This window comes from Streptomyces sp. NPDC087428 (assembly GCF_044744085.1).
In the GTDB taxonomy this organism is placed as follows: Bacteria; Actinomycetota; Actinomycetes; order Streptomycetales; family Streptomycetaceae; genus Streptomyces.
The window spans coordinates 128,277-151,237 of sequence record NZ_JBIUXR010000012.1 but is presented as its reverse complement, the minus strand read 5'-3'; the positions used below and the strand labels follow the sequence as shown (position 1 = coordinate 151,237).

The window sequence follows — 22,961 nt, the reverse complement described above, 5'->3', positions numbered from 1 at the left end:
TGCCCGTCGTGGAGCGTGGGCGATGACGCCCCCTCAATCACCCATTTCGGTGAGTGTTGTAACAAATCCCTCAAAGGTGTTTTCTCGGGCGATACGGTCACCCCTATGTCTGTCGACACCGTGTCCCTGACCGGCTGGGGCCGTACCGCCCCGACGACCGCGCTGCGCTTCCGCCCCCGTAGTGACGAGGAGGCGGCGGCGACGGTACGCGGCTGCGGGCCCCGTGGCTCGATCGCCCGCGGCCTGGGCCGGGCGCACGGCGACGCGGCGCAGAACGCGGGGGGTTCCGTCCTCGACATGACGGCGCTGAACCGGATTCGCGCCTTCGACGCCGGGACGGGTGTGGTGGTGTGCGAGGCGGGGGTGAGCCTGCACCGGCTGATGGAGGTGCTGCTTCCGCTGGGCTGGTTCCCGCCGGTGACGCCCGGCAGCCGGTACGTCACGGTGGGCGGCGCGATCGGCGCCGACGCCCACGGCGACAGCCACCTCGCCGCGGGCTCGTTCTCCCGCCACGTCACGGAGTTCGAACTGCTCACCGCCGACGGCGAGATCCGCACGGTCCGCCCCGGCACCCCGCTCTTCGACGCGACGGCGGGCGGCATGGGCCTGACCGGGGTGATCCTCTCGGCCACGCTCCGGCTCCACCCCGTCGAGACGTCCCTGATGTCGGTCGGCACCGAACGGGCCGCCGACCTGGACGACCTGATGGGCCGTCTCGCCACGGGCGGCCACCACCGCCACGCGTCCGCCTGGGTCGACCTGACGGCCCGCGGCCGGGCGACGGGCCGGGGCGTCCTGACCCTGGGGGAGCACGCACCCCTGGACGCGCTCCCGGCGCACGCCCGGCGCGCGCCACTCTCCTTCCGCCCCGCCCCACTCCCCTCCGCCCCACTCCCCGCCTCCCACGCGCTCGTACCCGACCTCGTCGGCCTCGCCCCCGGCGGGCTGCTCGGCCGTACCTCCGCGGCCGTCCTGGCCCAGCTCCGGTACCGCCGGGCGCCCAGGTCCCGCACCGGCGAGCTCCAGCGGATCTCGTCCTTCTTCCACCCGCTGGACGCCGTGCCGCACTGGAACCGGATCCACGGGCGCGGCGGCTTCGTGCACTACGAGTTCGCCGTCGGCCACGGCCAGGAGGAGACGCTGCACCGGATCGTCCGGCAGATCGCGCAGCGCCGGTGCCCGTCGTTCCTCGCCGCGCTCGGACGGCTCGGCGAGAGCGGTCCCGGCTGGCTGTCGTTCCCGGTGCCCGGCTGGGCCCTCTCCCTCGACCTGCCGGCCGCCCTGCCGGGGCTGGGCCGCTTCCTCGACGGCCTGGACGAGGAGGTGGCGGCCGCGGGCGGCCGGGTCTCCCTGACGAACGATTCCCGGCTGCGCCCGGACGTGCTGGCCGCGATGTACCCGCGGCTCGGTGAATTCCGGGCGCTGCGCGCCGAGTCGGACCCGGACGGCGCGTTCAGGTCGGACCTCTCGCGCCGGCTGTCGCTCTGACCGACGCCTCGGCCGTCGCGACGGCTGCGGCTGCCGCTCTTTCCTGCTCCCCCGCCCTCCGCCTTCCGCCTTCCTTAAGGAGCGTTTCCGTGAAGGATGCCTTCGGTGCCCCGCAGTCCCTGCTCGTCCTCGGCGGTACCTCGGAGATCGGGCTCGCCACCGCACGCCGCCTGATCGCCTGCCGTACCCGCACGGTCTGGCTCGCCGGGCGCCCCTCCCCCGCCCTGGAGTCCGCCGCGGCCGAGCTGCGCGGGCGCGGGGCCTACGTCCGTACCGTCGACTTCGACGCCCTGGACACCGAGTCCCACGAGACCGCTCTCGGCAAGATCTTCACCGAGGGCGACATCGACATGGTGCTGCTCGCCTTCGGCATCCCCGGCGACCAGGAACGCGACGAGGAGGAGCCGCTCTCCGCGGTCCGGGTCGCCCAGACGAACTACACGGGGGCCGTCTCCGCCGGGCTGGTGTGCGCGGGCGCACTCCAGGCGCAGGGGCACGGCTCGCTGGTGGTGCTGTCCTCGGTGGCAGGAGAGCGCGCCCGGCGTGCGGACTTCATCTACGGGTCGAGCAAGGCGGGCCTGGACGCGTTCGCCCAGGGGCTCGGGGACGCGCTGCACGGTACGGGCGTGCACGTGATGGTCGTGCGCCCCGGTCCCGTACAGCCGGCCGGTACGGCGGCCGAGGGCCCGCTCGCGACGATCCCGTTCCTCCGGACGCCCCTGGTGACCACGCCGGACGCGGTCGCGGCGGCGATCGTGACGGGTCTGCGCCGGCGCTCGGAGACGGTGTGGGTGCCCGGGGCGCTACGGGCCGTGATGTCGGCGCTGCGGCATGTGCCGCGGCCGCTGTTCCGGCGCCTGCCGGTCTGACGCCGGCCGGACCGGGTCAGGGGTGGAGGGAGGGCGCGTCCACGGAGCTGCCGCTCTGCGCGGGGAGGGCGGGGGCGCCACCGCCCGCCTCGAACGGGAACTCGTTGATCTTGCGCCAGACACTGTCCGGGCCCTGCTCGTACAGCGCGAAGGAACCGCAGGTCCAGGCGGCCTCGTAGTCGCCGAGCTCCGCGTACGCCCGGTCCATCGCCTCTTCGGAGATGTCGTGCGCCACGGTCACGTGCGGGTGGTACGGGAACTGGAGCTCGCGCACCAGCGGACCGGAGGCGTCCCGGACGCGCTTCTGCAGCCAGGAGCACGCCGAGGCGCCCTCGACGACCTGGACGAAGACGACCGGCGAGAGCGGGCGGAAGGTGCCCGTCCCGGACAGCCGCATCGGGAAGGGACGGCCACCGGACGCGATCGCGGCGAGGTGCGCCTCGATCGCGGGCAGGGTGGCCGCCTCCGCCTGGGTCGGCGGAAGGAGGGTGACGTGGGTGGGAATGCCATGTGCGGCAGGGTCCCCGAAGCTCGCGCGCCGCTGCTGGAGCAGGCTGCCGTAGGGCTCCGGGACCGCGATCGAAACGCCGAGCGTTACGGTCCCCACGTCGTTCTCCTCAATCCTCGATGGTCTGTTTTCAGCCACTGCCGGCCGCAAACTTCACGCCGCCAGTGTGCCGCCTGTGGAGGGGGTACCGCCAGGGTCCTTGGACTCAGTGCTTGGCGGGCAGAAGACCCATGCGGTCGTAGGTCCGCGCCAGGGTCTCGGCGGCGACGGCGCGGGCCTTCTCCGCTCCCTTGGCCAGGATGGAGTCCAGCGTCTCGGTGTCGTCGAGATATTCCTGGGTGCGGGTCCGGAACGGTGTGACGAACTCGACCATGACCTCGGCGAGGTCGGTCTTCAACGCACCGTAGCCCTTGCCCTCGTACTTCTGCTCCAGATCCGGGACAGAAGTGTCGGTAAGGGTGGAATAGATACTCAGAAGGTTGCTGATACCGGGCTTCTCCGCCGGGTCGAAGCGAATCACCGTGTCGGTGTCGGTGACCGCGCTCTTCACCTTCTTGGCGGTGGCCTTCGGCTCGTCGAGGAGGTTGATCAGACCCTTGGGGTTCGCCGTCGACTTGCTCATCTTCGCGGACGGGTCCTGAAGGTCGTAGATCTTCCCCGTCTCCTTGAGGATGTACGGGTCCGGCACGGTGAAGGTGTCGCCGTAGGTGCCGTTGAACCGCTCGGCGAGATTCCGGGTCAGCTCCAGGTGCTGGCGCTGGTCCTCGCCCACCGGGACCTGGTCGGCCTGGTAGAGCAGGATGTCCGCGACCATCAGCATCGGATAGGTGAAGAGCCCGACCGTGGTGCGGTCGGTGCCCTGCTTGCCCGACTTGTCCTTGAACTGCGTCATCCGGGACGCCTCACCGAAGCCGGCCAGGCAGTTCATCACCCAGCCGAGCTGGGCGTGCTCGGGAACATGGCTCTGGACGAACAGCGTGCAGCGGTCCGGGTCGACCCCGGCGGCGAGCAGCTGGGCGACGGCGAGCCGGGTGTTGGAGCGCAGTGCCGCGGGGTCCTGCGGGACGGTGATCGCGTGCAGGTCGACAACCATGTAAAAGGCGTCGTGGGACTCCTGCAGGGCCACCCACTGGCGGACCGCGCCGAGGTAGTTGCCGAGGTGGAACGAGCCTGCGGTGGGCTGGATTCCGGAGAGCACACGGGGACGTTCAGAGGCCATAGAAATCATTGTCTCAGGTACGGAACGGATCTCGGGCAGCCGGTGTATGAAAGGTGTGAGGACGCGGAGGGGGCTCCGGCAGCGGGAATCGCGGGCGCGCCGTGCGGTGCAGGTTTCCTCACGGGTGATCCGACCGACGATACAAGTGGGCACACCAACCCGACCCGCACGACGAACGGAGATCCCGTGTCGACCACGGAAAACGCCATCGCCTCCGCCGAGGCGCACAGCGCGCACAACTACCATCCGCTGCCCGTCGTCGTCGCGACGGCGGAGGGTGCCTGGATGACCGACGTCGAGGGGCGGCGCTATCTCGACATGCTCGCCGGTTACTCGGCGCTCAACTTCGGTCACGGCAACCGCCGCCTGATCGACGCGGCCAGGGCACAGCTGGAGCGGGTGACCCTCACCTCACGGGCCTTCCACCACGACCGGTTCGCCGACTTCTGTACGCGGCTCGCGGAGTTGTGCGGCATGGAGATGGTGCTGCCGATGAACACCGGCGCGGAGGCCGTGGAGACCGCGGTGAAGACCGCCCGCAAATGGGGATACCGGGTCAAGGGCGTACCGGACGGCATGGCGAAGATCATCGTCGCTTCGGACAACTTCCACGGCCGGACGACGACGATCATCAGCTTCTCCACGGACCACGAGGCCCGCGCGGACTTCGGCCCGTACACGCCGGGGTTCGAGATCGTGCCCTACGGAGACCTGACCGCGCTGCGGGAAGCGATGACGGAGAACACCGTCGCGGTGCTGCTGGAGCCGATCCAGGGCGAGGCGGGGGTGCTGGTGCCGCCGCCCGGCTACCTCCCGGGGGTCCGGGAGCTGACCCGCGAGCGGAACGTGCTGTTCATCGCGGACGAGATCCAGTCGGGGCTCGGCCGGACCGGGAAGACGTTCGCGTGCGAGCACGAGGGCGTCGTACCGGACATGTACGTGCTCGGCAAGGCGCTGGGAGGCGGCGTCGTGCCGGTGTCGGCCGTGGTGTCCTCGGCCGCGGTGCTGGGGGTGTACCGGCCCGGGGAGCACGGTTCGACGTTCGGCGGGAATCCGCTGGCGTGCGCGGTCGCGCTGGAGGTCATCGCGATGCTGCGCACCGGTGAGTTCCAGGAGCGGGCGACGGAGCTGGGCGACCACCTCCACCAGGAGCTGGGGCTGCTGGTGGGCGGGGGCGCGGTGGACACGGTGCGGGGGCGCGGGCTGTGGGCCGGTGTCGACATCGCCCCCGGCCACGGCACGGGCCGGGAGATCTCCGAGAAGCTGATGGAGCGCCGGGTCCTGGTGAAGGACACCCACGGCTCCACGATCCGCATCGCCCCGCCCCTGGTGATCAGCAAGGAGGACCTGGACTGGGGCCTGGAGCAGCTCCGCGAGGTCCTGCGCGGCTGACCGCGTCCGGTTCGGTACCCGGCGCCCGGCGCTGGGCGGCCCCACCCGCCCAGTAGAGTCCCCGTGTGCTCCTGGGGATGATCTGCGCGCTCGGTTCAGCGGTCTGCTTCGGCACGGCCTCCGTCCTTCAGGCCGTCGCCGCGCGGGCCGCCGCCGAGCCCGGGGCCGGTGGCGCGGGGGTCGATCCGGCGCTGCTCCTGCGAGCCGTACGGCAGTGGCGTTACGTCGCCGGGCTCGCGCTCGACGGCCTCGGCTTCGTCCTCCAGATCATCGCCCTGCGCTCCCTGCCCATCTACGCGGTCGGCGCGGCCCTGGCCGCGAGTCTCGCCGTCACCGCCGTCGTCGCCGCCCGCCTGCTCCAGGTGCGGCTGAGCTCCACCGAGTGGACGGCCGTCGCCGTGGTCTGCGCGGGCCTGGGCATGCTGGGGCTCGCTTCCGGCGGCGAGGGGCACCTGACCGGCTCGGACGCGCTGCGCTGGTCGATGCTCGGTATCGCCGTCGCCATCCTGCTGATCGGCACGACGGCGGGCCGGCTGCCCGAGCGGGCCCGCGCCCTGGTCCTGGGACTCGGCGCGGGCTGCGGTTTCGGCGTGGTGGAGGTCGCCGTCCGGCTCATCGACGACGTCTCACCGTCCGCGCTGCTGACCAACCCCGCCGTGTACGCGCTGCTGGTCGGCGGCGGCTCGGCGTTCCTGCTGCTCACCTCGGCGCTGCAACGCGGCTCGGTGACGACGGCGACCGCCGGGATGGTCCTGGGCGAGACGATCGGCCCCGCGCTGGTGGGCGTCATCTGGCTCGGGGACCGCACCCGCGAGGGCCTCGGCTGGCTGGCGATCACCGGCTTCGCGGTGGCCGTGGCGGGCGCCCTGGCCCTGGCCCGCTTCGGCGAGGCCCCGGCGGAGGGCGTGGACGGCTCCGTGGTGAGCCCGAGGTAGGGGCGCGGCCGAGGTAGGGGCGCGGCCGAGCAAGGCCTGGTTTCCGTGGGAGTTGCCGACGCACCCGCTGGCTCAAAGCGCTGCCGTGGGCCGGCCCTGGTCCCGCCACGCCTTGGGCGAGACGCCGTAGGCCCGCTTGAACACCTTGCTGAAGTGGGTCGCGTCCACGAAGCCCCAGCGCCGTCCTATCGCCGCGATGGTCCGGGACCGGCGCTCCGGGCAGGTCAGCTCCCGGCGGCATTCCTCCAGGCGGCGTGAGCGGATCCAGTCCCCCAGGCTGACACCGGACTGGGCAAGTACTGCGTAGAGACGGCGGACCGAGATGCCGTGTGCGGCGGCGATCCGCGCGGCTGACAGGTCGCGATCAGCCAGGTGGGCTCGGACGTACTGCATGATCCGCAGACTCAGCGTCGCCTCCAACGGTGCGCGGGCCAGGTCCGAGTCGCCGAGCTGGGACGCCACGACCGCACGGACCAGTTCGATGCTGGGCTCCACGACCGCGTCGGCGTACTGCCCCTGACGCATCCTTTCGCTGGTGGACAGGCGGGAGAAGTACGTGGAGGCGAGAGCGGCGATGGGGTTGTCGGATCCGAGGGTCACAGCCGTGATCTCGTTCAGCGACCGGCCAGGCAGCGCGAGCGCCCTGCGGGGGAAGCGCAGAAAGTGCTGGTCGACACCCGCGTCGAAAAGAAGTGTGTAGGGAACGGTCGTGTCGTAGAGCGCGAAGTCCCCTGGTCTCAGCAGCGCCTGGCGGTCGTTCTGTACCACCATGCTGGTGCCTGTCATCTGGAGACCGAGGAAGACGGCCGGCTCCGCTTCCTCCCGTGCCAGCCGTTGCGTCCGGCGTATCGTCAGCGCGCTCGCCCGCGCCGTGCACACGCTGATGTGCCCGATGGTGTTCAGCTCGATACGGACCGACAGTGCCTTGGGCGGAAGGTGGTGGTCGATGTCGATCCGCACGACGGACTCCCAGACGGCCTGCCGGACCGTCTCCTCCCGATCCTGTGGTGCCACGGACGTGGTGTCCAGGGCCGCGCTCACGCTCATGGGGCTCCCCTTCGCTGCCTTCGGCCGCACGGCCCAGTCGTGTTCCTTCCGGGCGACACGGTCAGGGCCTCGCGCCCCGCGCCGGGTGTGTGGCCCGACTGGAGGGAAGGAGGGGGCCGGCCGGGAAGGTGCCGACCCGGACGATCGTGATACTTCGGCCGTGCGGCACAGGCCGGGCAGCGTCGGCGCACTCCACCAGGCCCGACAACTTCACGATGGTGTCGCTCCCCCACCACGCCGCCTCTCAGACAGGTCGGTCCGAACGTCAGAGTGACAGGACCACGTCATGTCGCGCAATGTCGCCACCCGCCACGTTCTGGAACACCGGGCGTTCGCCGTGGCCACCGCCGGGGCGACGGGGCGGGAGAGCGACACGTGAGACACCCGGACCGGCAAGGAAAGTGTCCGGCACCTCAACAAGTCGGCGAAGAAGCCTCGTTGGCCTGCGATCGAGCCGTGCCCGACCTGCCTCACGCGCTGGTCGAGTGGGTCGCCACACCCATCGCCACCCGCGCGGGTGGCCGCCGCCGCAAGCCCCCGCCGCACCACACGCGCTCGTCCGGCAGGCCGTAGCGCTTCGCACCGGGGGGTACCCCACAGCTCAGGACCTGGCGCCGGCCTCCGCCGACCCGCCTGAGCCCGTGCACACCTGACCAAGAACGGTGCACGCACGACACATCCGCAATGAATCGAACTGTCTAGAGTAATTGCGCAGCGATCGTTCCTTTCATTGCATATCGAATCTCCCTGAGGAGCAGTATGCGTAAAGTGGCTTCCCTGTTGACCGCCGTTGCCCTCGCCGCTGGGTTCGGCATAGCGGGTTCGGCATCCGCCGCAGCCGCCAGTTACGACGGCAGCTGCGGCGCCGACAACGGCGGAGAAATCTGTCTCTACCGGGACGCCGGCTACACCGGCGGGATCTACGACACGATCCACTCCCTCAGTAACTACACCAGTTACTACACGTATCACGGCACTTCCATACAGCTCAACAACAGCGTCTCGTCGGCGTGGAACCGTGACCCCGACACCGGCGCCCGCATCTTCGCGAACACCGGATACAGCGGCCCGCAGGTGTACCTGAGCGGGAACGGATACGTCTACAACATGGCGGAAGCCGGGCTCAACGACGTGGCCTCCTCACACTGCTTCACCAACGTGAGCGGCTGCAGCTGAGATATCGCGCGTCGATTCCCCGAGAAATATGTCGGGCAACCAAGCGTGATGAATTCGAGTAAATGATTCCCCGGTCGATCGACCGGTGCGGTACGCAGATCACCTCATGCCGGGACCTATTTCCCGGCACATGCCGTCCGGCCCCGGAAAACTGGGGCCGGACGGCGTGCACACCGAATGCGAGGGGGAGGGGGAGGGGCCGTGAGAGCAGAGGTGCGCACAGCGTGTTCGATATTCCTGTCGGTGATTCTTCTGACTGCCTGCCAGGCCACGGACCACGCCCGAAGTGATCACGGCACGGCGGACTCGGAGTCTGCGCCCCGCCCGGTCGACGCGGGCGGCAGCGACGCGTTCAGGACCGTCGCCGGTGCGCCCGTGCCGGTCCTTCCCCTGGGGCAGTACCAAATGACGCCCCAGGAGGAACGCGAAGTGGAACGGGGAGTCGAAATCCTGGCCGAGAAGTGCATGCGGAAAATCGGGCTGACCTGGCCCGTCGAACCGCCCTCGCCAGGAGTGGCGCACTCCCCGGACGAGCGACGGTACGGGATCGTCGATCCCGTCACCGCTGCTGTGTACGGATACCAGCTGCCACCGGCAGTTGGGGCGACCCAGGCGCAGGAGAGGGCCGGCGAGAAACAGGAAGAACGCCGCGAGAAGTCGATCTCCGCCGCCGCGAGAAAAGCCTATACGGGCGAGGTCAGCCCGACGAGGCCAGGCAGCGGAAACGGCGGATGCCGCGGCGAGGCACGCGAAGCACTCGGGCTCCCCGCCCGGAACGACCAGTCCCGCGGCAGAGCCGTCTGGGCCGCCCAGACAGAGGCGTGGTCCAGAACCACGACCGACAGCCGGGCCGAGAAGGCCGACACCGACTGGCGCGCGTGCATGAAGAAATCGGGTCACTCCTACGCCACACCGCACGTAGCAGCCGCTGACCCCCGGTGGTGGAAAGCGGGCGGCCCAGGCGCTTCCTCCGGCGCGCGCATCGTTTCCAAGGAACAGATAGCCGTGGCAGTCGCCGATGTCGCCTGCAAGCGACAGGTGCACTACACGAAGACGTGGCAGTCGGTCGAGGCCGAGTACCAGCGGCAGAGCATCCAGAAGCGTCTGCAAGCACTCGAATCCGAGCAGGCCGAAATGCGGGTTCTGCTGGCCCGGGTGAGAGGGCTGACGGCCCAGCCAGTGCTCTGACCGGGCCATCAGGACGAGCGCCCGCGACGCCTACGCGTGGTCGAGGCCGACGAGTGCTGAGGATGTCGGGCGCACCCGGACCGAGTCCTCAGGCGGCGCCGAACCCTCCGGCCTTCACGCCCGCCACGAGCGAGACGAACGAGCCGGGGGCGACGCGCAGGACCGGGCCACTCGCGTTCTTCGAATCACGGACCGGCACGACGCCATGCGCGGCGACGAGATTGACGGCGACCTCGACGCAGTCGCCGCCGTTGTCACTGTAGGAGGACGTGAACCATTGAGGGAGAACGGTCGTGGTCGTCACGAGGTGTCCTTTCCTAACCGCTCAGCCGTGACCCCACCATGACGCGCACGGTAGGGCCCCTGCCTCTGCCTGTCAGATACCGCCGAACTCTCCGGCCTTCACGCCCGCCACGAACGAGACGAAGGAATCTGCGGGGACGCTCAGAACCGGGCCGCTCATGCTCTTCGAGTCACGGACCGGCACGACGCCGTGTGCGGCAACGAGGTTGACGGCGACCTCGACGCAGTCACCGCCGTTGGAGCTGTACGAGGACTTGAACCAACGAAGGGATTCGGTCGTCATGGAGTGCCCTTTCGTACCTCATTGATCATGGCTACGGAGTCCGCTTGAGACAGCGATGCGGCCTGCAGTTGATGGTAGCCCGTGAGCAGAGGCAGAACAGCGGTGCTCTCACGGTCGACGTGCCCCTGAGCATGAGACTCGGCGTACGCGACCATGGATCGGTCAGGCAGAGTAAGGAGGTTGACCGGAAGGTTGAACGGTCGACGTTCACCTATGTCGAAGGGTGCCACCTGCAGCACGCTGTTCGGCAACTCGGCAAAATGGGCCAACTGTTGCAACTGGACGTCCATCACTTCGTCGCCTCCGATCGGGCGGCGGATACAACTTTCGTCCATCACCACGAGAACCATGGGCGGACGATCCCGCACCAGCGCCGATTGCCGTTCCCCCAGGAACGCGACGCGCTCGGCTGCCTGCTCGGCCGTGATGCTGCCGCGTCGCACGTCGCCATCTGCCAGAGCCTGCGCGTACTCCGTGGTCTGCAACAGCCCTGGGACGATCCCCATCTGAAACAACCGGATCTCCACGGCCCGGCCCTCATAGCCCACGTACTCCGGGAAGCCCTCCAGCAAGTTGCCGTGCTTGAACTCCCGCCATTCACGCTCGAACGAATCGGTGGCGCCGACCGTACCCAGCGCAGCGTCAGCTCGTCGCGAGAACGGCAGGGTTGGCGATTTGCGACCAGTTTCGATTGCCGAAATATGCCTGCCCGTACAGCCAACCAGCGTGCCCAGGTGATCCTGGGTCCAGCCACGCTCCTCGCGCAGTCTGCGCAGACGTGCGCCGAAAGCCGCCTGGGCGCTTGCTTCGGGGTTCAACTCTTTGCGGTTTACCAATGTGCTCTCCCCTGGAGCCACGTTGAAGACAATCTCATCCTAAGCCACGCTGAACTCCCTTGGTAGTGAAACGACTACAGAGAGGAGTGGCGATGCCTGAGCAGAAGCACGCCCAACTCCCGCCCGCCGGAACGCTCATGGTGGACAGCGCCCGTAACGACCGCATCGGGGAGTTCCGAGGAGCCTCCGGCCCCTACCGGTCTCTTCGGCCGATCGGCGGGGGTCCCGAGTGGGAAGCCGTCCCCGAGCACGTCCGGCTCGCCACCACCGATGAGCGCCTCTGCGCGCGTACCGCGTACGAGAACGCCAGGAGCCGGGGGGAAGTGGCATGACCGGCCACAGCACCGCCGAGCCTTCCGAAACCGCCGAGTGCCGGGACTGCCAGGAACTCGACCTGGCCGAGGCCGTGGCCCGGGGCGAGAGGGACGAGAGCCGGGCGACCGACTGCCGGGTGCTGCGCAGGCGGCACCTCGCCGCCGAGCACGGAGAACACGGAAAGCACGGAGACCGCTGCGGAGAACACCCGGAGCACGAGGAACTGACGTGACGCGCGCCCCTGATCACGCCGGCGAACTGCCCCCGGCGTGGAATCGCTTGACCGGCGTGGGCTACGCGGCGGAGATCACCGTGACCGACGGGCAGCGGGCCGTTTCGCTGGGCGAGGTCGTGGTGCGCAACCGCCGGCTCGCGCTGCGCTGGCTGCGGCGGCGGGCGGTCCGGCTCGCGGAGGTGCCGGGTGCTCGGGCGGGCTCGCGGCGTTCCGGAGGGACGGGCGTGCGGGCGGCCGTCCTGCGGAGCCGCACCGTGCTGAACGGGCTCCGGGGCTGGGCCGAGGACCATGCTCAGCAGGACGAGGCGATGGCGCGGCTGGAATCGGGGTGCCCCGACGCGTTCACCGTGGTCGACCCCGCCGCCGGGCTGCTGGTGACACTCGCCGTGCGGCGCGTCCGGTCGGGCCGGGCACCGGCGGCGCCGGGTGGGGCCGCCACGTACCGCACCTCACGGCAGCACCCGTACGAGCGCGTCCAGTGTGCCGGCCCAGGCGCTGTCGGTCGGGGTTCCGTAGCCGATGACCAGGGCCTCCCGGCGTATCTCCGCGTCCGGGTGGCGGAAGGAGGACAGCCCTTCCACCGCCAGCCCCTGCCAGGCCGCGGAGCGGACCACGTCCGCCTCGCTTCCCGCCGGGAGTTCGAGTACGGCGTGCATCCCTGCGGCGATCCCGCTGATCCTGATGGACGGGGCCCGTTCCGCCAGCGCCGCGACAAGCTGGTCGCGGCGGTTGCGGTAGCGCAGCCGCATCGAGCGCACGTGCCGGTCGTACGCGCCGGAGGCGATGAACTCCGCGAGCGTCAGCTGGTCCAGCGCACTGGACGCCCAGTCGCTCAGCCCCTTGGCCGCGGTCACCTCGCCCACCAGCGCCTGCGGGACGACCATCCAGCCCAGCCGCAGCCCCGGTGCCAGGGACTTGCTGGCGGTGCCCAGGTACACGACGTGTTCGGGGTCCAGTCCCTGGAGTGCGCCGACCGGCTGGCGGTCGTAGCGGAACTCTCCGTCGTAATCGTCCTCCAGTATCAGGCCGCCGGTGCTCCGGGCCCAGTCGACGGCGGCGGCCCGCCGGTCGGGGTGGAGCGGCACCCCGGTCGGGAACTGGTGCGCGGGTGTCAGCAGCACCGCGCCCGCGCCCCGCAGCCGGGGCAGTTCGCCGGTCACGGAGCCGAGTCCGTCGAGCGGCAGGCAGGGGATGCGCAGCCCGGCCTCGGTGAGGAGGCTGGTGTGCACGTCGAGTCCGTACGACTCGACGGCCACCTCCCGCACCCGGCGCTCCCGCAGCACCTTTCCCATCAGCATCAGTCCGTGGACGAAGCCGGAGCAGACCACGATGCGTTCGGGGTCCGCGTACACGCCGCGGGCCCGTGACAGATAGCCGGCGAGCACCGTGCGCAGTTCGACGCGGCCGCGCGGATCGCCGTATCCGAGGGCCTCGTTGGGCGCCGCGGCGAGGGCGCGCCGGGCCGCCTTGAGCCACTCGGCGCGCGGGAACGTCGACAGGTCGGGCGAGCCGGGCATCAGGCTGTAGGCCGGACTGGTGCGCGGCGGCCGGGAGCGCGGCGCCCTGGCCGCCGCCCGGCGCGGCTCGGCGCGCTGCGCGACGCGGGTGCCGGAGCCCTGGCGGGCGGTGAGCCAGCCCTCCGCGACCAGTTCCGCGTAGGCGTCGGCGACCGTGTTGCGGGCGATGCCGAGGTCGGCCGCGAGGGTGCGGGACGACGGCAGCCGGGTCCCCGGTGCCAGCCGGCCCGTCCGGGCCGCCTCGCGCAGGGCGTCCATGAGACCGGCCCGCAGTCCGGTGGCGCCGTTCGGGTCAATGTGCAGGTCGGCGCCGAGAGTGGCCCACGGATCTGTCATGAAAATGGACCATACCGCTGCGCCACCCCACGCGTAACGTCGGCTGCATGACGACGAACGAGCACAGCCACGCAACGTCCGAGTACGCCACCGAGCACACGCCCCGCATGCAGTGGGCCGAGCACGCTCCCGACGTCTACAAGGCGATGGCCCGCCTGGAGGCCTCGTCCCGCAAGGGGCTCGACCCGGTCGTGGCCGAGCTGGTGAAGATCCGGTCCTCGCAGCTCAACCACTGCGCGTTCTGCCTCGACATGCACACCAAGGACGCGCTCGCGGCGGGTGAGTCCGTCCAGCGGATCGTGCAGCTCAGCGCGTGGGAGGAGTCGCAGCACTTCTACACCCCGAAGGAGATCGCGGCGATCGAGCTGACCGAGGCGGTGACCGTCCTGACCGACGGTTTCGTGCCGGACGAGGTGTACGCGAAGGCCGCGAAGCACTTCGACGAGACGGAGCTCGCCCACCTCGTCGCCGCGATCATCACGATCAACGCCTGGAACCGGTTCGCCGTGACCACCCGGATGGTCCCGGGCCACTACACCCCCGGCGACCACCGCTGATCCGCTCACCCCGTACCCCCGATCCGACTCAGGAGCCACCGCGATGACCGCGTCCGACCTCCGCGCGCTGCACCGCGGCCGCACCGCCGGCGATCCCCTGGTCCTGCCCGGCCCGTGGGACGCCGCGAGCGCCCGTGTCTTCGCCGACGCGGGATTCCCGGCCCTGGCCACGCCGAGCGCGGGCGTCGCGGCGTCGCTCGGTTACGAGGACGGCCGGACGCCCGCGGCCGAGATGTTCGCCGCGGTGACGCGGATCGCCCGCGCCGTCGCCGTCCCCGTGTCGGCCGACATCGAGGCGGGGTACGGACTCGCGCCGGAGGAGCTGGTGGAACGGCTGCTCGCCACCGGGGTCGTCGGCTGCAACCTGGAGGACTCGGAGGACGGTGTCCTGAGGGACGCGGACCGGCAGGCGGAGCGGCTCGCGGAGGTGCGGGCGGCGGCCGGGGACCGGCTCTTCGTCAACGCCCGCGTCGACACCTACGTCCACGGCGTCCCGGCGGGCACGGACCAGGAGGCGGAGACCGTGCGCCGGGCCCTGCTGTACGTGGCCGCGGGCGCGGACTGCGTCTACCCGATCGGCGCCCCGGCCGAGGCGCTCCCCCGCCTGGCCGCCGCCGTACCCGTACCGCTCAACGCGCTGGCCCGGCCGGACGGTCCGGGCCCGCGCCGGCTCGGGGAACTGGGCGCCGCCCGGATCACCTTCGGCCCCGGCCTCCAGCACCGGGCGATGGCCGCGGTACGCGGGATCGCCGACGGGCTGCGGAAGGCCTGAGCCCGCACCCAGGACCCGGGCCCGCGCACAAGAAAACGCGAACGCCCCCGGCAGCGGCTGAACGCTGCGCCGGGGGCGTCGACGTACCCGCGAACGGGCGGTGGATCACCTGCGGACCGGGTCAGGATCCGCCGGGGATCAGATGAGGCCGAGCTCGCGGACCGCGTCGCGCTCCTCGGTGAGCTCCTTCACCGACGCGTCGATGCGCGCACGGGAGAACGCGTTGATGTCCAGACCCTGGACGATCTTGTACGTGCCGTTCTCGGTGGTGACCGGGAAGGACGAGATGATGCCCTCGGGAACGCCGTAGGAGCCGTCCGACGGGATACCCATGGAGGTCCAGTCGCCGGCGGCGGTGCCGTTGACCCAGGTGTGCACGTGGTCGATGGCGGCGTTCGCGGCGGAGGCGGCCGAGGACGCGCCACGGGCCTCGATGATCGCGGCGCCGCGCTTGGCGACGGTCGGGATGAAGGTGTCGCCCAGCCAGGCCTCGTCGTTGACGAGCTCGGCGGCGTTCTTGCCGGCGATCTCCGCGTGGAAGATGTCCGGGTACTGGGTGGCCGAGTGGTTGCCCCAGATCGTCAGCTTCTTGATGTCGGAGACGGCGGCACCGGTCTTGGCGGCCAGCTGCGAGATCGCGCGGTTGTGGTCCAGCCGGGTCATCGCGGTGAAGCGCTCGGCCGGTACGTCCGGGGCGGCGGCCTGCGCGATGAGCGCGTTGGTGTTGGCCGGGTTGCCGACGACGAGGACCTTGATGTCGTCCGCGGCGTTGTCGTTGATCGCCTTGCCCTGCGGCTTGAAGATGCCGCCGTTGGCGGAGAGCAGGTCGCCGCGCTCCATGCCCTTGGTGCGCGGGCGGGCGCCGACGAGCAGGGCGACGTTCGCGCCGGCGAAGCCGACGTTGGCGTCGTCGGTGATCTCGATGTTGCGCAGCAGCGGGAAGGCGCAGTCGTCGAGCTCCATCGCGGTGCCCTCGGCGGCCTTCAGACCCTGCGGGATCTCCAGGAGACGCAGGTTGACCGGCACGTCCGGGCCGAGCAGGTGGCCGGAGGCGATGCGGAAGAGCAGCGCGTAGCCGATCTGGCCGGCTGCGCCGGTCACGGTGACATTCACGGGAGTGCGGGTCATGGCGATCTCCGTTAGACAGCTGGCGGTGGGGGCTCCTGGCCCCTGGTGCTGGGCATCCCTGAATCTTGATGTGAAGAGATATCCAGCGATCAGGCTATCCGACCCGGAACCCCGTGGCCGCCCGGCCCCCCGTGGCACCGCACACAACCGGTCACTCCCCGCTCACCGGCTCGCTGACGGCACCCCGCTTCCCCGCTCACCCGGACGCTTCGCCCGTGCACCCCTTCGTACCGGTGGCGAGGGTCGCGCACGCCTTGATGTCGGCGACCCGCTTCACGGCGACCATCGGGGTGTACGTGTCCGCGGCGGCGGACACCGTGCCGTCCTGGCCGGTGCCGCCCGCGCTGATCCGTACGGTGTCGCCGGTGGCCGCCTTGGTGATCCGGGCCCACGCCGCCCCGCACGTCTTGCTGTACCGCACCTCGACGACGCTTGTGCCGACGGTGGCGCTGGAGACAGTACGGACGTACTCGCCGCCGCAGCCCATGTCCTCGGGGTCCTGCCCGGCGCAGTCGGAGCCGCTGCACCCGACCCCGGCCGGCAGTTCCGGCGCGCTGCTCGTCGGTGACGGGGAAGGCGCGGCGGCCTTGCCGGCGTCGGGGTCACCGCCCGAACCGGTCAGCAGGACGACTCCGGTCACCGCCAGCAGCACGGCCACCGCGGCTACGGCGACCACGAGCTGTTTGCGGCGGCCGCGGTCACGGCGACGTTCACCGCCGGTGCCGCGGCGTGCGGGCGGCTGGCCGGGCCCCGGGTCCATCTGCTGGTCCGGCCAGGCGTACGGCTGCTGAGGGACCTGCGGAACGGTCCCTCGCTGGACCGGTACGGACGGCGTGCGGCCCCCGTCGCCCATACCCGCCGCCGGACCCCCGGCCGTGCCGACGGCACCGGAGGGGCGGCTCCTGCCGTGCCCGCGCGACGGCTGCTCGGTCTCGCCGAGCGCGGCCCGCGCCTGGATGATCCGCATGCCTTCCATCGTCATGTCGTGGCGCATCTCGGCACGACTCCAGGCCCGTTCCGTCAGCTCCCACATGGTGTTCAGATGTGCGTGGTTGGCGCCCGTCACCTCGGCGAGCGCAACGATCGCGCCCCTGGGGGCGAGCAGCCGCCCGTTCAGGTACCGCTCCCACGACGTCCTGCTGTAGCCCGTGCGGTCGGCCACCGTCGCGAGGCTCAGACCGCTGCGGTCGACGAGCCTGCGCAGCTGACCGGCAAACTCCCGTACCTGTGGGTCGAGATCCTCCGGCAGTGCCTTCCAACGAGGCATTACTTCCCCCTGCTTCCCACTTCACATCGTGTCGGCTTCCGCTGCCCCCGGACGCGCCCGGCGCATCACACACCGCTCCCCCTGTCCGGAACCGGTGGTCTTCCGCTCCGGACTGCCCAGGGGGATGCGCGAACGCGGGCCGCCAGTTCCTGGAGCGAGAGCGCACGGTTGCACCCGGAAGTCCGGTACGCACCCTCGCGCGCCCCTGCCTCGCCCGGTTCGCCCGCTGCCTGCCGGGCCAGTCTGCCATCGTTGCCTGACGATCACACCGTGGCGGAATGGTCACTTCCGTGCCACAGGCCACAGTCATCCCTTGAACAGACCTCCCCCAACCACAAGGCTGGAGTCAGGACGGGGCAAGGCCGCTCAACTCGCCACATTCCGGAGCTTTTCGCTCCGGGCGTGCCCCGTCCCGCCTCCGGCGTCCGTCCCTTCTCGGGGGAGGGGACGGGCACCGGACCACGGCCCGGGGCGGCCGCACGGATTCAGCGGATCGTGAAGTGGACCGCGTTCTCCAGGAACGGGATGTCCAGCCACGGCTTGGGCTGCGCCATCAGCGAGAGCATCACGATGAGGACGCCCAGCAGTCCGTACGTCACCAGGTCGGTGAAGCGGGAGCGCACCGCGAGCATGCCCACCGAGGGGATCACCATGCGGAGCACCGCGCCCCCGATGAGCGCCACGCCGATCAGTATCGTGCCGATCCGGAAGGCCTCCTCGAAGGGGGCGGAGGCCACGATCAGCAGGCCGATCGCGGCCGTGCCGAGCACCGCGAGCAACGGCCACTGACGGGCGGGGGCCGGGGCGTCCCGGCCCGCCGCCCGGCCGCCGCCCTCGGGACGCGCGGTGTCCAGCGTGAGCGACGCCGCCGGCCGTGACCGGCCCGCCGCGGGACCGGGTGCCAGGTGGCTGCCGGTGCGGGTGTCCGAGCCTTCACCCGGGGCCGCTGTCGCCCCCTCGTCGCCCGCTGTCGCCCCCTCGTCGCCCGAAGCCGCGGGCTCCTCGGCGGCCGGGGCATCGGCAGCGCCCTCGGCCAGGGCGTCGGCCTGCGCCTCTGGCCGCTCGGCGACCGGCCCGTCCGCGGCGGCGGCCCGGTCGGCCGGACTCGTACCAGCACCCATGGGGTTCCTTCCGGTTCGGATCAGCTCGCGGACGGGACGGAGTCGCGCTCGGCCGCCTCGACCACGTTGACGAGCAACTGGGCGCGGGTCATCGGGCCGACACCGCCCGGGTTCGGCGAGATCCACGCGGCGACCTCGGCGACGCCCGGGTGGACATCGCCGACGATCTTGCCGTTCTCGTCCCGGCTGACGCCGACGTCGAGCACGGCCGCGCCCGGCTTCACGTCCTCGGGCTTGATGATGTGCGGCACACCGGCGGCCGCGACGATGATGTCGGCCTGCCGCAGGTGGGCGGAGAGGTCACGGGTACCGGTGTGGCACTGGGTGACCGTGGCGTTCTCCGACTTGCGGGTCAGCAGCAGCGGGATCGACCGGCCGATGGTGACACCGCGTCCGACGACCACGACATGTGCCCCGTTGATCTCCACACCGTGGTGGCGGAGCAACTGCACGACACCCTGCGGGGTGCAGGGCAGCGGTCCCGCCTCGTTGAGCACGAGCCGGCCGAGGCTCATCGGGTGGAGGCCGTCGGCGTCCTTGGCCGGATCCATCAGTTCCAGAACGCGGTTGGTGTCGATCCCCTTGGGCAGGGGGAGCTGCACGATGTAACCCGTGCACTCGGGATCGGCGTTGAGTTCCCGTACGACGTCCTCGATCTCCTCCTGGGTGGCGGTGTCGGGGAGTTCGCGCTGGATGGAGCCGATGCCGACCTGCGCGCAGTCGCGGTGCTTGCCGTTCACGTACCACCTGCTGCCCGGGTCGTCCCCCACCAGCAGGGTTCCCAGGCCGGGGGTGACACCCCGGGCCCTGAGGGCCGCCACGCGGGCGGTGAGATCGGACTTGATCACGGCTGCGGTGGCTTTGCCATCGAGAATCTGGGCAGTCATGCGGGCATTCTCGCGGATGACCCGCCCGGGGACCAAGTACAGGTACCGACCGTGGACACAAGGTTGCACTTGGACAACTTCTCGCACTGCGGCTGGACAAACTTACATACCGCTTATAACGATGAAGGCCGCAGTGCCGCAGATGTACCCGGGGGGCGGACCGCTGATGTTTTCTTTCCTCCGCGCGGCCGCATTCGTCCCCGTATGTCCGTTGGAGGAAACGCCCAGATGAGCTTCGGCGACCCGAACCCGAACAACCCCTACGGCGAGCAGCCGGGCCAGCAGCCCGGTCAGCCGCCGCAGGGCCAGCCGCCGCAGGGCCAGCCCGGATACGGCTACCCGCAGCAGGCCCCGCAGGGCGTCCCGCCGCAGGGGCAGCCCGGTTACGGCTACCCGCAGCAGCAGCCCGGCGTCCCGCCGCAGGGCCAGCCCGGCTACGGCTACCCGCCCCAGGCCCCCGGCACGCTCCAGGCCAACAGCGGCTACATCAACATCCCGACGCTCGGCACGGTCGAGGTCGCCTCGATGGGCCGCCGCCTCGGCGCCCGTTGCATAGACGGCGTCGTCATCGGTGTGCTCTACGGCATCCTCAGCGCGATCGGCCTGGCGAGCGCCATGGGCCTCGCGAAGAGCACCGACGACTGCGGCAACTCCCTGGACCCGGGCTACCAGTCCTGTGTGAACGACGCGAGCGTCAGCATCATCGCCACCATGTTCGGCGTGCTGGCCCTCTTCATCCTGATCACGCTGCTCTACGAGTGGCTGCTGATCTCGCTGATCGGCGCCACGCTGGGCAAGAAGGCGCTCGGGCTGAAGGTCGTCAAGGAGAACACGGGCCTGGCCCCGGGTCTCGGTGCCGGCTTCATCCGCTGGATCATCCCGATCGTCGGCGCGTTCCTCTGCTACATCGGCGCCATCCTCACGTACCTGTCCCCGTTCTTCGACAACTCCGGGAAGCTTCAGGGCTGGCACGACCGTGCCGCCGGCACCCTGGTGATCAAGCAGTAACGCGGACCGCACCACGACGAAGGGCCGGTCTCCCCGAACTCGTTCGGGGAGACCGGCCCTTCGCGTGGTGCGGAGCGTCCGGGCTCAGTGGAAGAAGTGGCGGGTGCCGGTGAAGTACATCGTCACGCCCGCCTTCTTCGCGGCCTCGACCACCAGCTCGTCGCGGACCGAACCGCCCGGCTGGGCCACGGCCTTGATACCGGCCGCCGTCAGGATCTCCAGCCCGTCGGGGAAGGGGAAGAAGGCGTCGGAGGCCGCGTACGCGCCCCGCGCCCGCTCCTCGCCCGCCCGCTCGACGGCGAGCTTCGCGGAGTCGACGCGGTTGACCTGGCCCATGCCGACGCCGACGGAGGCGCCGTCCCTGGCGAGCAGGATCGCGTTGGACTTGACCGCGCGGCACGCCTTCCAGGCGAAGGAGAGCTCCCTGAGCTCATCGGCGGAGAGCGCCTCGCCGGTGGCGAGCGTCCAGTTGGCCGGGTCGTCGCCGTCGGCCTGGAGGCGGTCGGTGACCTGGAGCAGCGCACCGCCGTCGATCGGCTTGACCTCGACCTCGGCGGACGGGGCCTCGGGACAGCGCAGCACGCGGATGTTCTTCTTGCGGGACAGGACCTCGACCGCGCCGTCCTCGTACGCCGGGGCGACGATGACCTCGGTGAAGATCTCCGCGACCTGCTCGGCCATCGCGACGGTCACCGGACGGTTGACGGCGATGACACCGCCGTACGCCGACAGCGGGTCGCAGGCGTGCGCGTTGCGGTGCGCCTCCGCGACGTCGTCGGCGATCGCGATGCCGCACGGGTTGGCGTGCTTGATGATCGCGACGCACGGCTCGGCGTGGTCGTACGCGGCCCGGCGCGCGGCGTCGGTGTCCGTGTAGTTGTTGTACGACATCTCCTTGCCGTGCAACTGCTCGGCACCGGCCAGGCCGCCGGCGCCGGAGGTGTAGAGCGCGGCGGGCTGGTGCGGGTTCTCGCCGTAGCGCAGGACGTTCTGGCGCTCGTACGTCGTACCGAAGAAGTCCGGGAAGCCCGAGTCGTCGTCGGCGGCGTAGTCGGCGGCGAACCAGGAGGCGACGGCCACGTCGTACGCGGCGGTGTGCTGGAAGGCCTCGGCGGCGAGCCGCTTGCGGGCCGTCAGGTCGAAGCCGCCGGCCTCGACGGCGGCGAGCACGTCGGCGTACCGCTCGGGGCTGGTGACGACGGCCACCGACGGGTGGTTCTTGGCGGCGGCGCGGACCATCGAGGGGCCGCCGATGTCGATCTGCTCCACGCACTCGTCAGCCGAGGCGCCGGAGGCGACGGTCTCCTTGAACGGGTAGAGGTTGACGACCACCAGGTCGAACGGCTCCACGCCCAGCTCGGCGAGCTGCTCGCGGTGGGCGTCGAGGCGGAGGTCGGCCAGGATGCCGGCGTGGACGCGGGGGTGCAGCGTCTTGACGCGGCCGTCGAGGCACTCGGGGAAACCGGTGAGCTCCTCGACCTTGGTGACCGGCACTCCGACGGCCGCGATCCTCCCGGCGGTGGAACCGGTGGAGACCAGCTCGACACCGGCCTCGTGCAGACCGCGGGCGAGGTCTTCGAGCCCGGTCTTGTCGTAGACGCTGACCAGGGCGCGGCGGATGGGCTTATTCACCGACATGATCGAGATGAACCTTTCGTCCCTCAATGCGATAGCCGTCACGGGCGAGCCGCCCCACGGCCTCGACGAGCAGCTTGCGCTCGACTTCCTTGATGCGTTCATGGAGAGCTGCTTCGCCCTCCGGGGTGTCCTCTTCGGTCACCTCGACCACGCCCTGCGCGATGATCGGACCGGTGTCGACGCCGTCGTCGACGAAGTGGACGGTGCACCCGGTGACCTTCACGCCGTACGCGAGCGCGTCACGCACGCCGTGGGCACCGGGAAAGCTCGGGAGCAGGGCGGGGTGGGTGTTGATGAACCGGCCGCCGAACCCGGCGAGAAACTCCTTGCCCACGATCTTCATGAACCCCGCGGACACGACGAGGTCCGGGCGGTGCGCGGCGGTGGCCGCGGCGAGCGCGGCATCCCACTGCGCGCGGGACGCGTGGTCCTTGACCCGGCACACGAAAGTGGGGATTCCGGCTTGTCCGGCCCGCTCCAGGCCGGCGATGCCGTCGCGGTCCGCACCGACCGCGACGACCTGCGCGCCGTACCCCTCGGGGTCGTCACCGATCGCGTCGAGCAGGGCTTGGAGGTTCGTACCGGAACCGGAGACCAGCACGACCAGTCGGGCCGGGGCGGCGGAGGAGAGCGGGGAGGCCACGGCTGGGCCCTTTCTCGCGTGTGGAGCAGTTCGAAGCGGCCGCACCGCCAGCCGCATTGCGGGAGGTGCGGCACGGCGGCCATGCTGTTTGTACGGTCATACGAAAGAAGCACGCCCCCCGATACGGGGAACTCTACGAACGAGTCGACCGTCAGCAACGATACCGGCACCTCACGAGGCCCCCGCGTGACGGGGGTGAGGGACCGGTGGCGCTCCGCCTCGTGCGGGAGCGGGCGCTCCGGGCGGCGGCTGTGGGCCACCGCGCGTGCACGCCCAGCTTTCGGCCCCTCCTC

General features: G+C 70.8%; 25 protein-coding genes and 1 pseudogene. 12 read left to right on the top strand and 14 right to left on the bottom strand.

Going from position 1 to position 22,961, the window contains the following annotated elements:
• Nucleotides 1–105: 105 nt before the first annotated feature.
• Nucleotides 106–1,488 (top strand): FAD-binding protein, encoded by a 1,383-nt coding sequence (locus ACIO3R_RS25885; protein WP_402109059.1) that lies wholly within the window; start codon nt 106–108, stop codon nt 1,486–1,488.
• 89 nt (nt 1,489–1,577) lie between these two features.
• Nucleotides 1,578–2,357 (top strand): decaprenylphospho-beta-D-erythro-pentofuranosid-2-ulose 2-reductase, encoded by a 780-nt coding sequence (locus ACIO3R_RS25880; RefSeq protein WP_385034676.1) that lies wholly within the window; start codon nt 1,578–1,580, stop codon nt 2,355–2,357.
• A 16-nt stretch (nt 2,358–2,373) separates the two neighbouring features.
• On the opposite strand, the gene ACIO3R_RS25875 is transcribed toward ACIO3R_RS25880, so the two are convergent.
• Complete coding sequence (locus ACIO3R_RS25875) at nt 2,374–2,964, bottom strand: 2'-5' RNA ligase family protein (protein WP_385352948.1); 591 nt, start codon at nt 2,962–2,964, stop codon at nt 2,374–2,376.
• Between the two features lie 106 nt (nt 2,965–3,070).
• Nucleotides 3,071–4,084 (bottom strand): tryptophan--tRNA ligase, encoded by a 1,014-nt coding sequence (gene trpS, locus ACIO3R_RS25870; RefSeq protein ID WP_402109056.1) that lies wholly within the window; start codon nt 4,082–4,084, stop codon nt 3,071–3,073.
• 186 nt (nt 4,085–4,270) lie between these two features.
• Here trpS and rocD point away from each other — a divergent pair, with 186 nt between their 5' ends.
• Nucleotides 4,271–5,476, top strand: coding sequence for an ornithine--oxo-acid transaminase (gene rocD, locus ACIO3R_RS25865; RefSeq protein ID WP_385352952.1), 1,206 nt, complete (start codon nt 4,271–4,273; stop codon nt 5,474–5,476).
• A 77-nt stretch (nt 5,477–5,553) separates the two neighbouring features.
• Nucleotides 5,554–6,411, top strand: coding sequence for a hypothetical protein (locus ACIO3R_RS25860; RefSeq protein WP_385034712.1), 858 nt, complete (start codon nt 5,554–5,556; stop codon nt 6,409–6,411).
• Between the two features lie 72 nt (nt 6,412–6,483).
• Here ACIO3R_RS25860 and ACIO3R_RS25855 read toward each other — a convergent pair whose 3' ends face one another.
• Nucleotides 6,484–7,452, bottom strand: coding sequence for a helix-turn-helix domain-containing protein (locus tag ACIO3R_RS25855; RefSeq protein WP_402109280.1), 969 nt, complete (start codon nt 7,450–7,452; stop codon nt 6,484–6,486).
• Between the two features lie 444 nt (nt 7,453–7,896).
• Between ACIO3R_RS25855 and ACIO3R_RS25850 the strand changes: the two are divergent.
• From ACIO3R_RS25850 to ACIO3R_RS25840, 3 genes and pseudogenes are all read left to right on the top strand, one after another.
• A pseudogene (locus ACIO3R_RS25850) lies at nt 7,897–8,004 on the top strand (IS5/IS1182 family transposase); the annotation flags it as partial.
• A 222-nt stretch (nt 8,005–8,226) separates the two neighbouring features.
• Nucleotides 8,227–8,634 (top strand): peptidase inhibitor family I36 protein, encoded by a 408-nt coding sequence (locus ACIO3R_RS25845; RefSeq protein WP_402109053.1) that lies wholly within the window; start codon nt 8,227–8,229, stop codon nt 8,632–8,634.
• Between the two features lie 201 nt (nt 8,635–8,835).
• A complete protein-coding gene (locus ACIO3R_RS25840; protein ID WP_402109051.1) occupies nt 8,836–9,822 on the top strand; it encodes a hypothetical protein in 987 nt (328 codons plus the stop codon).
• An 88-nt stretch (nt 9,823–9,910) separates the two neighbouring features.
• Here ACIO3R_RS25840 and ACIO3R_RS25835 read toward each other — a convergent pair whose 3' ends face one another.
• The 3 genes from ACIO3R_RS25835 to ACIO3R_RS25825 form a co-directional block, all read right to left on the bottom strand.
• The gene (locus tag ACIO3R_RS25835) at nt 9,911–10,126 is read right to left on the bottom strand and encodes a DUF397 domain-containing protein (protein ID WP_402109049.1); all 216 of its coding nucleotides are present in this window, start codon (nt 10,124–10,126) and stop codon (nt 9,911–9,913) included.
• A 72-nt stretch (nt 10,127–10,198) separates the two neighbouring features.
• Nucleotides 10,199–10,408: a DUF397 domain-containing protein gene (locus tag ACIO3R_RS25830; RefSeq protein ID WP_402109046.1), complete on the bottom strand. Its 210-nt coding sequence runs from the start codon at nt 10,406–10,408 to the stop codon at nt 10,199–10,201.
• A complete protein-coding gene (locus ACIO3R_RS25825; RefSeq protein WP_402109279.1) occupies nt 10,405–11,244 on the bottom strand; it encodes a Scr1 family TA system antitoxin-like transcriptional regulator in 840 nt (279 codons plus the stop codon). The genes ACIO3R_RS25830 and ACIO3R_RS25825 overlap by 4 nt, the downstream gene beginning before the upstream one ends.
• A 92-nt stretch (nt 11,245–11,336) precedes the next feature.
• Here ACIO3R_RS25825 and ACIO3R_RS25820 point away from each other — a divergent pair, with 92 nt between their 5' ends.
• Together ACIO3R_RS25820 and ACIO3R_RS25815 are read left to right on the top strand one after the other, a co-directional pair.
• The gene (locus tag ACIO3R_RS25820; protein WP_402109043.1) at nt 11,337–11,576 is read left to right on the top strand and encodes a hypothetical protein; all 240 of its coding nucleotides are present in this window, start codon (nt 11,337–11,339) and stop codon (nt 11,574–11,576) included.
• The gene (locus tag ACIO3R_RS25815) at nt 11,573–11,791 is read left to right on the top strand and encodes a hypothetical protein (RefSeq protein ID WP_402109042.1); all 219 of its coding nucleotides are present in this window, start codon (nt 11,573–11,575) and stop codon (nt 11,789–11,791) included. Before ACIO3R_RS25820 ends, ACIO3R_RS25815 begins: the two co-directional genes overlap by 4 nt.
• Nucleotides 11,792–12,086: 295 nt before the next feature.
• On the opposite strand, the gene ACIO3R_RS25810 is transcribed toward ACIO3R_RS25815, so the two are convergent.
• Nucleotides 12,087–12,233 carry a hypothetical protein gene (locus tag ACIO3R_RS25810; RefSeq protein WP_402109041.1) on the bottom strand — a complete coding sequence of 49 codons (147 nt, stop codon included), beginning with the start codon at nt 12,231–12,233 and terminating at the stop codon, nt 12,087–12,089.
• Nucleotides 12,234–12,243: 10 nt separating this feature from the next.
• A complete protein-coding gene (locus ACIO3R_RS25805) occupies nt 12,244–13,647 on the bottom strand; it encodes a PLP-dependent aminotransferase family protein (protein WP_402109039.1) in 1,404 nt (467 codons plus the stop codon).
• Nucleotides 13,648–13,694: 47 nt separating this feature from the next.
• Here ACIO3R_RS25805 and ACIO3R_RS25800 point away from each other — a divergent pair, with 47 nt between their 5' ends.
• Both ACIO3R_RS25800 and ACIO3R_RS25795 read left to right on the top strand, forming a co-directional pair.
• Nucleotides 13,695–14,204, top strand: a complete 510-nt coding sequence (locus ACIO3R_RS25800) for a carboxymuconolactone decarboxylase family protein (protein WP_402109036.1) — start codon at nt 13,695–13,697, stop codon at nt 14,202–14,204.
• 43 nt (nt 14,205–14,247) lie between these two features.
• On the top strand, nt 14,248–14,976 hold the full coding sequence (locus ACIO3R_RS25795; protein ID WP_402109034.1) for an isocitrate lyase/phosphoenolpyruvate mutase family protein: 729 nt from the start codon (nt 14,248–14,250) through the stop codon (nt 14,974–14,976).
• Between the two features lie 138 nt (nt 14,977–15,114).
• On the opposite strand, the gene ACIO3R_RS25790 is transcribed toward ACIO3R_RS25795, so the two are convergent.
• From ACIO3R_RS25790 to ACIO3R_RS25775, 4 genes are all read right to left on the bottom strand, one after another.
• Nucleotides 15,115–16,104 (bottom strand): malate dehydrogenase, encoded by a 990-nt coding sequence (locus tag ACIO3R_RS25790; protein WP_385034702.1) that lies wholly within the window; start codon nt 16,102–16,104, stop codon nt 15,115–15,117.
• 196 nt (nt 16,105–16,300) lie between these two features.
• Nucleotides 16,301–17,371: a DUF2690 domain-containing protein gene (locus tag ACIO3R_RS25785; RefSeq protein ID WP_402109031.1), complete on the bottom strand. Its 1,071-nt coding sequence runs from the start codon at nt 17,369–17,371 to the stop codon at nt 16,301–16,303.
• A gap of 485 nt (nt 17,372–17,856) precedes the next feature.
• On the bottom strand, nt 17,857–18,492 hold the full coding sequence (locus ACIO3R_RS25780; RefSeq protein ID WP_402109029.1) for a DUF3017 domain-containing protein: 636 nt from the start codon (nt 18,490–18,492) through the stop codon (nt 17,857–17,859).
• Nucleotides 18,493–18,512: 20 nt separating this feature from the next.
• Nucleotides 18,513–19,379 (bottom strand): bifunctional methylenetetrahydrofolate dehydrogenase/methenyltetrahydrofolate cyclohydrolase, encoded by an 867-nt coding sequence (locus ACIO3R_RS25775; RefSeq protein ID WP_385034708.1) that lies wholly within the window; start codon nt 19,377–19,379, stop codon nt 18,513–18,515.
• 228 nt (nt 19,380–19,607) lie between these two features.
• On the opposite strand from ACIO3R_RS25775, the gene ACIO3R_RS25770 reads away from it, so the two are divergent.
• A complete protein-coding gene (locus ACIO3R_RS25770; RefSeq protein ID WP_385352977.1) occupies nt 19,608–20,387 on the top strand; it encodes an RDD family protein in 780 nt (259 codons plus the stop codon).
• 84 nt (nt 20,388–20,471) lie between these two features.
• On the opposite strand, the gene purH is transcribed toward ACIO3R_RS25770, so the two are convergent.
• Entirely contained in the window at nt 20,472–22,025 is a 1,554-nt protein-coding gene (gene purH / locus ACIO3R_RS25765; protein WP_385041338.1) for a bifunctional phosphoribosylaminoimidazolecarboxamide formyltransferase/IMP cyclohydrolase, read from the bottom strand.
• Nucleotides 22,012–22,668, bottom strand: coding sequence for a phosphoribosylglycinamide formyltransferase (gene purN / locus ACIO3R_RS25760; RefSeq protein WP_385041335.1), 657 nt, complete (start codon nt 22,666–22,668; stop codon nt 22,012–22,014). The genes purH and purN overlap by 14 nt, the downstream gene beginning before the upstream one ends.
• Between the last annotated feature and the right edge of the window lie 293 nt (nt 22,669–22,961).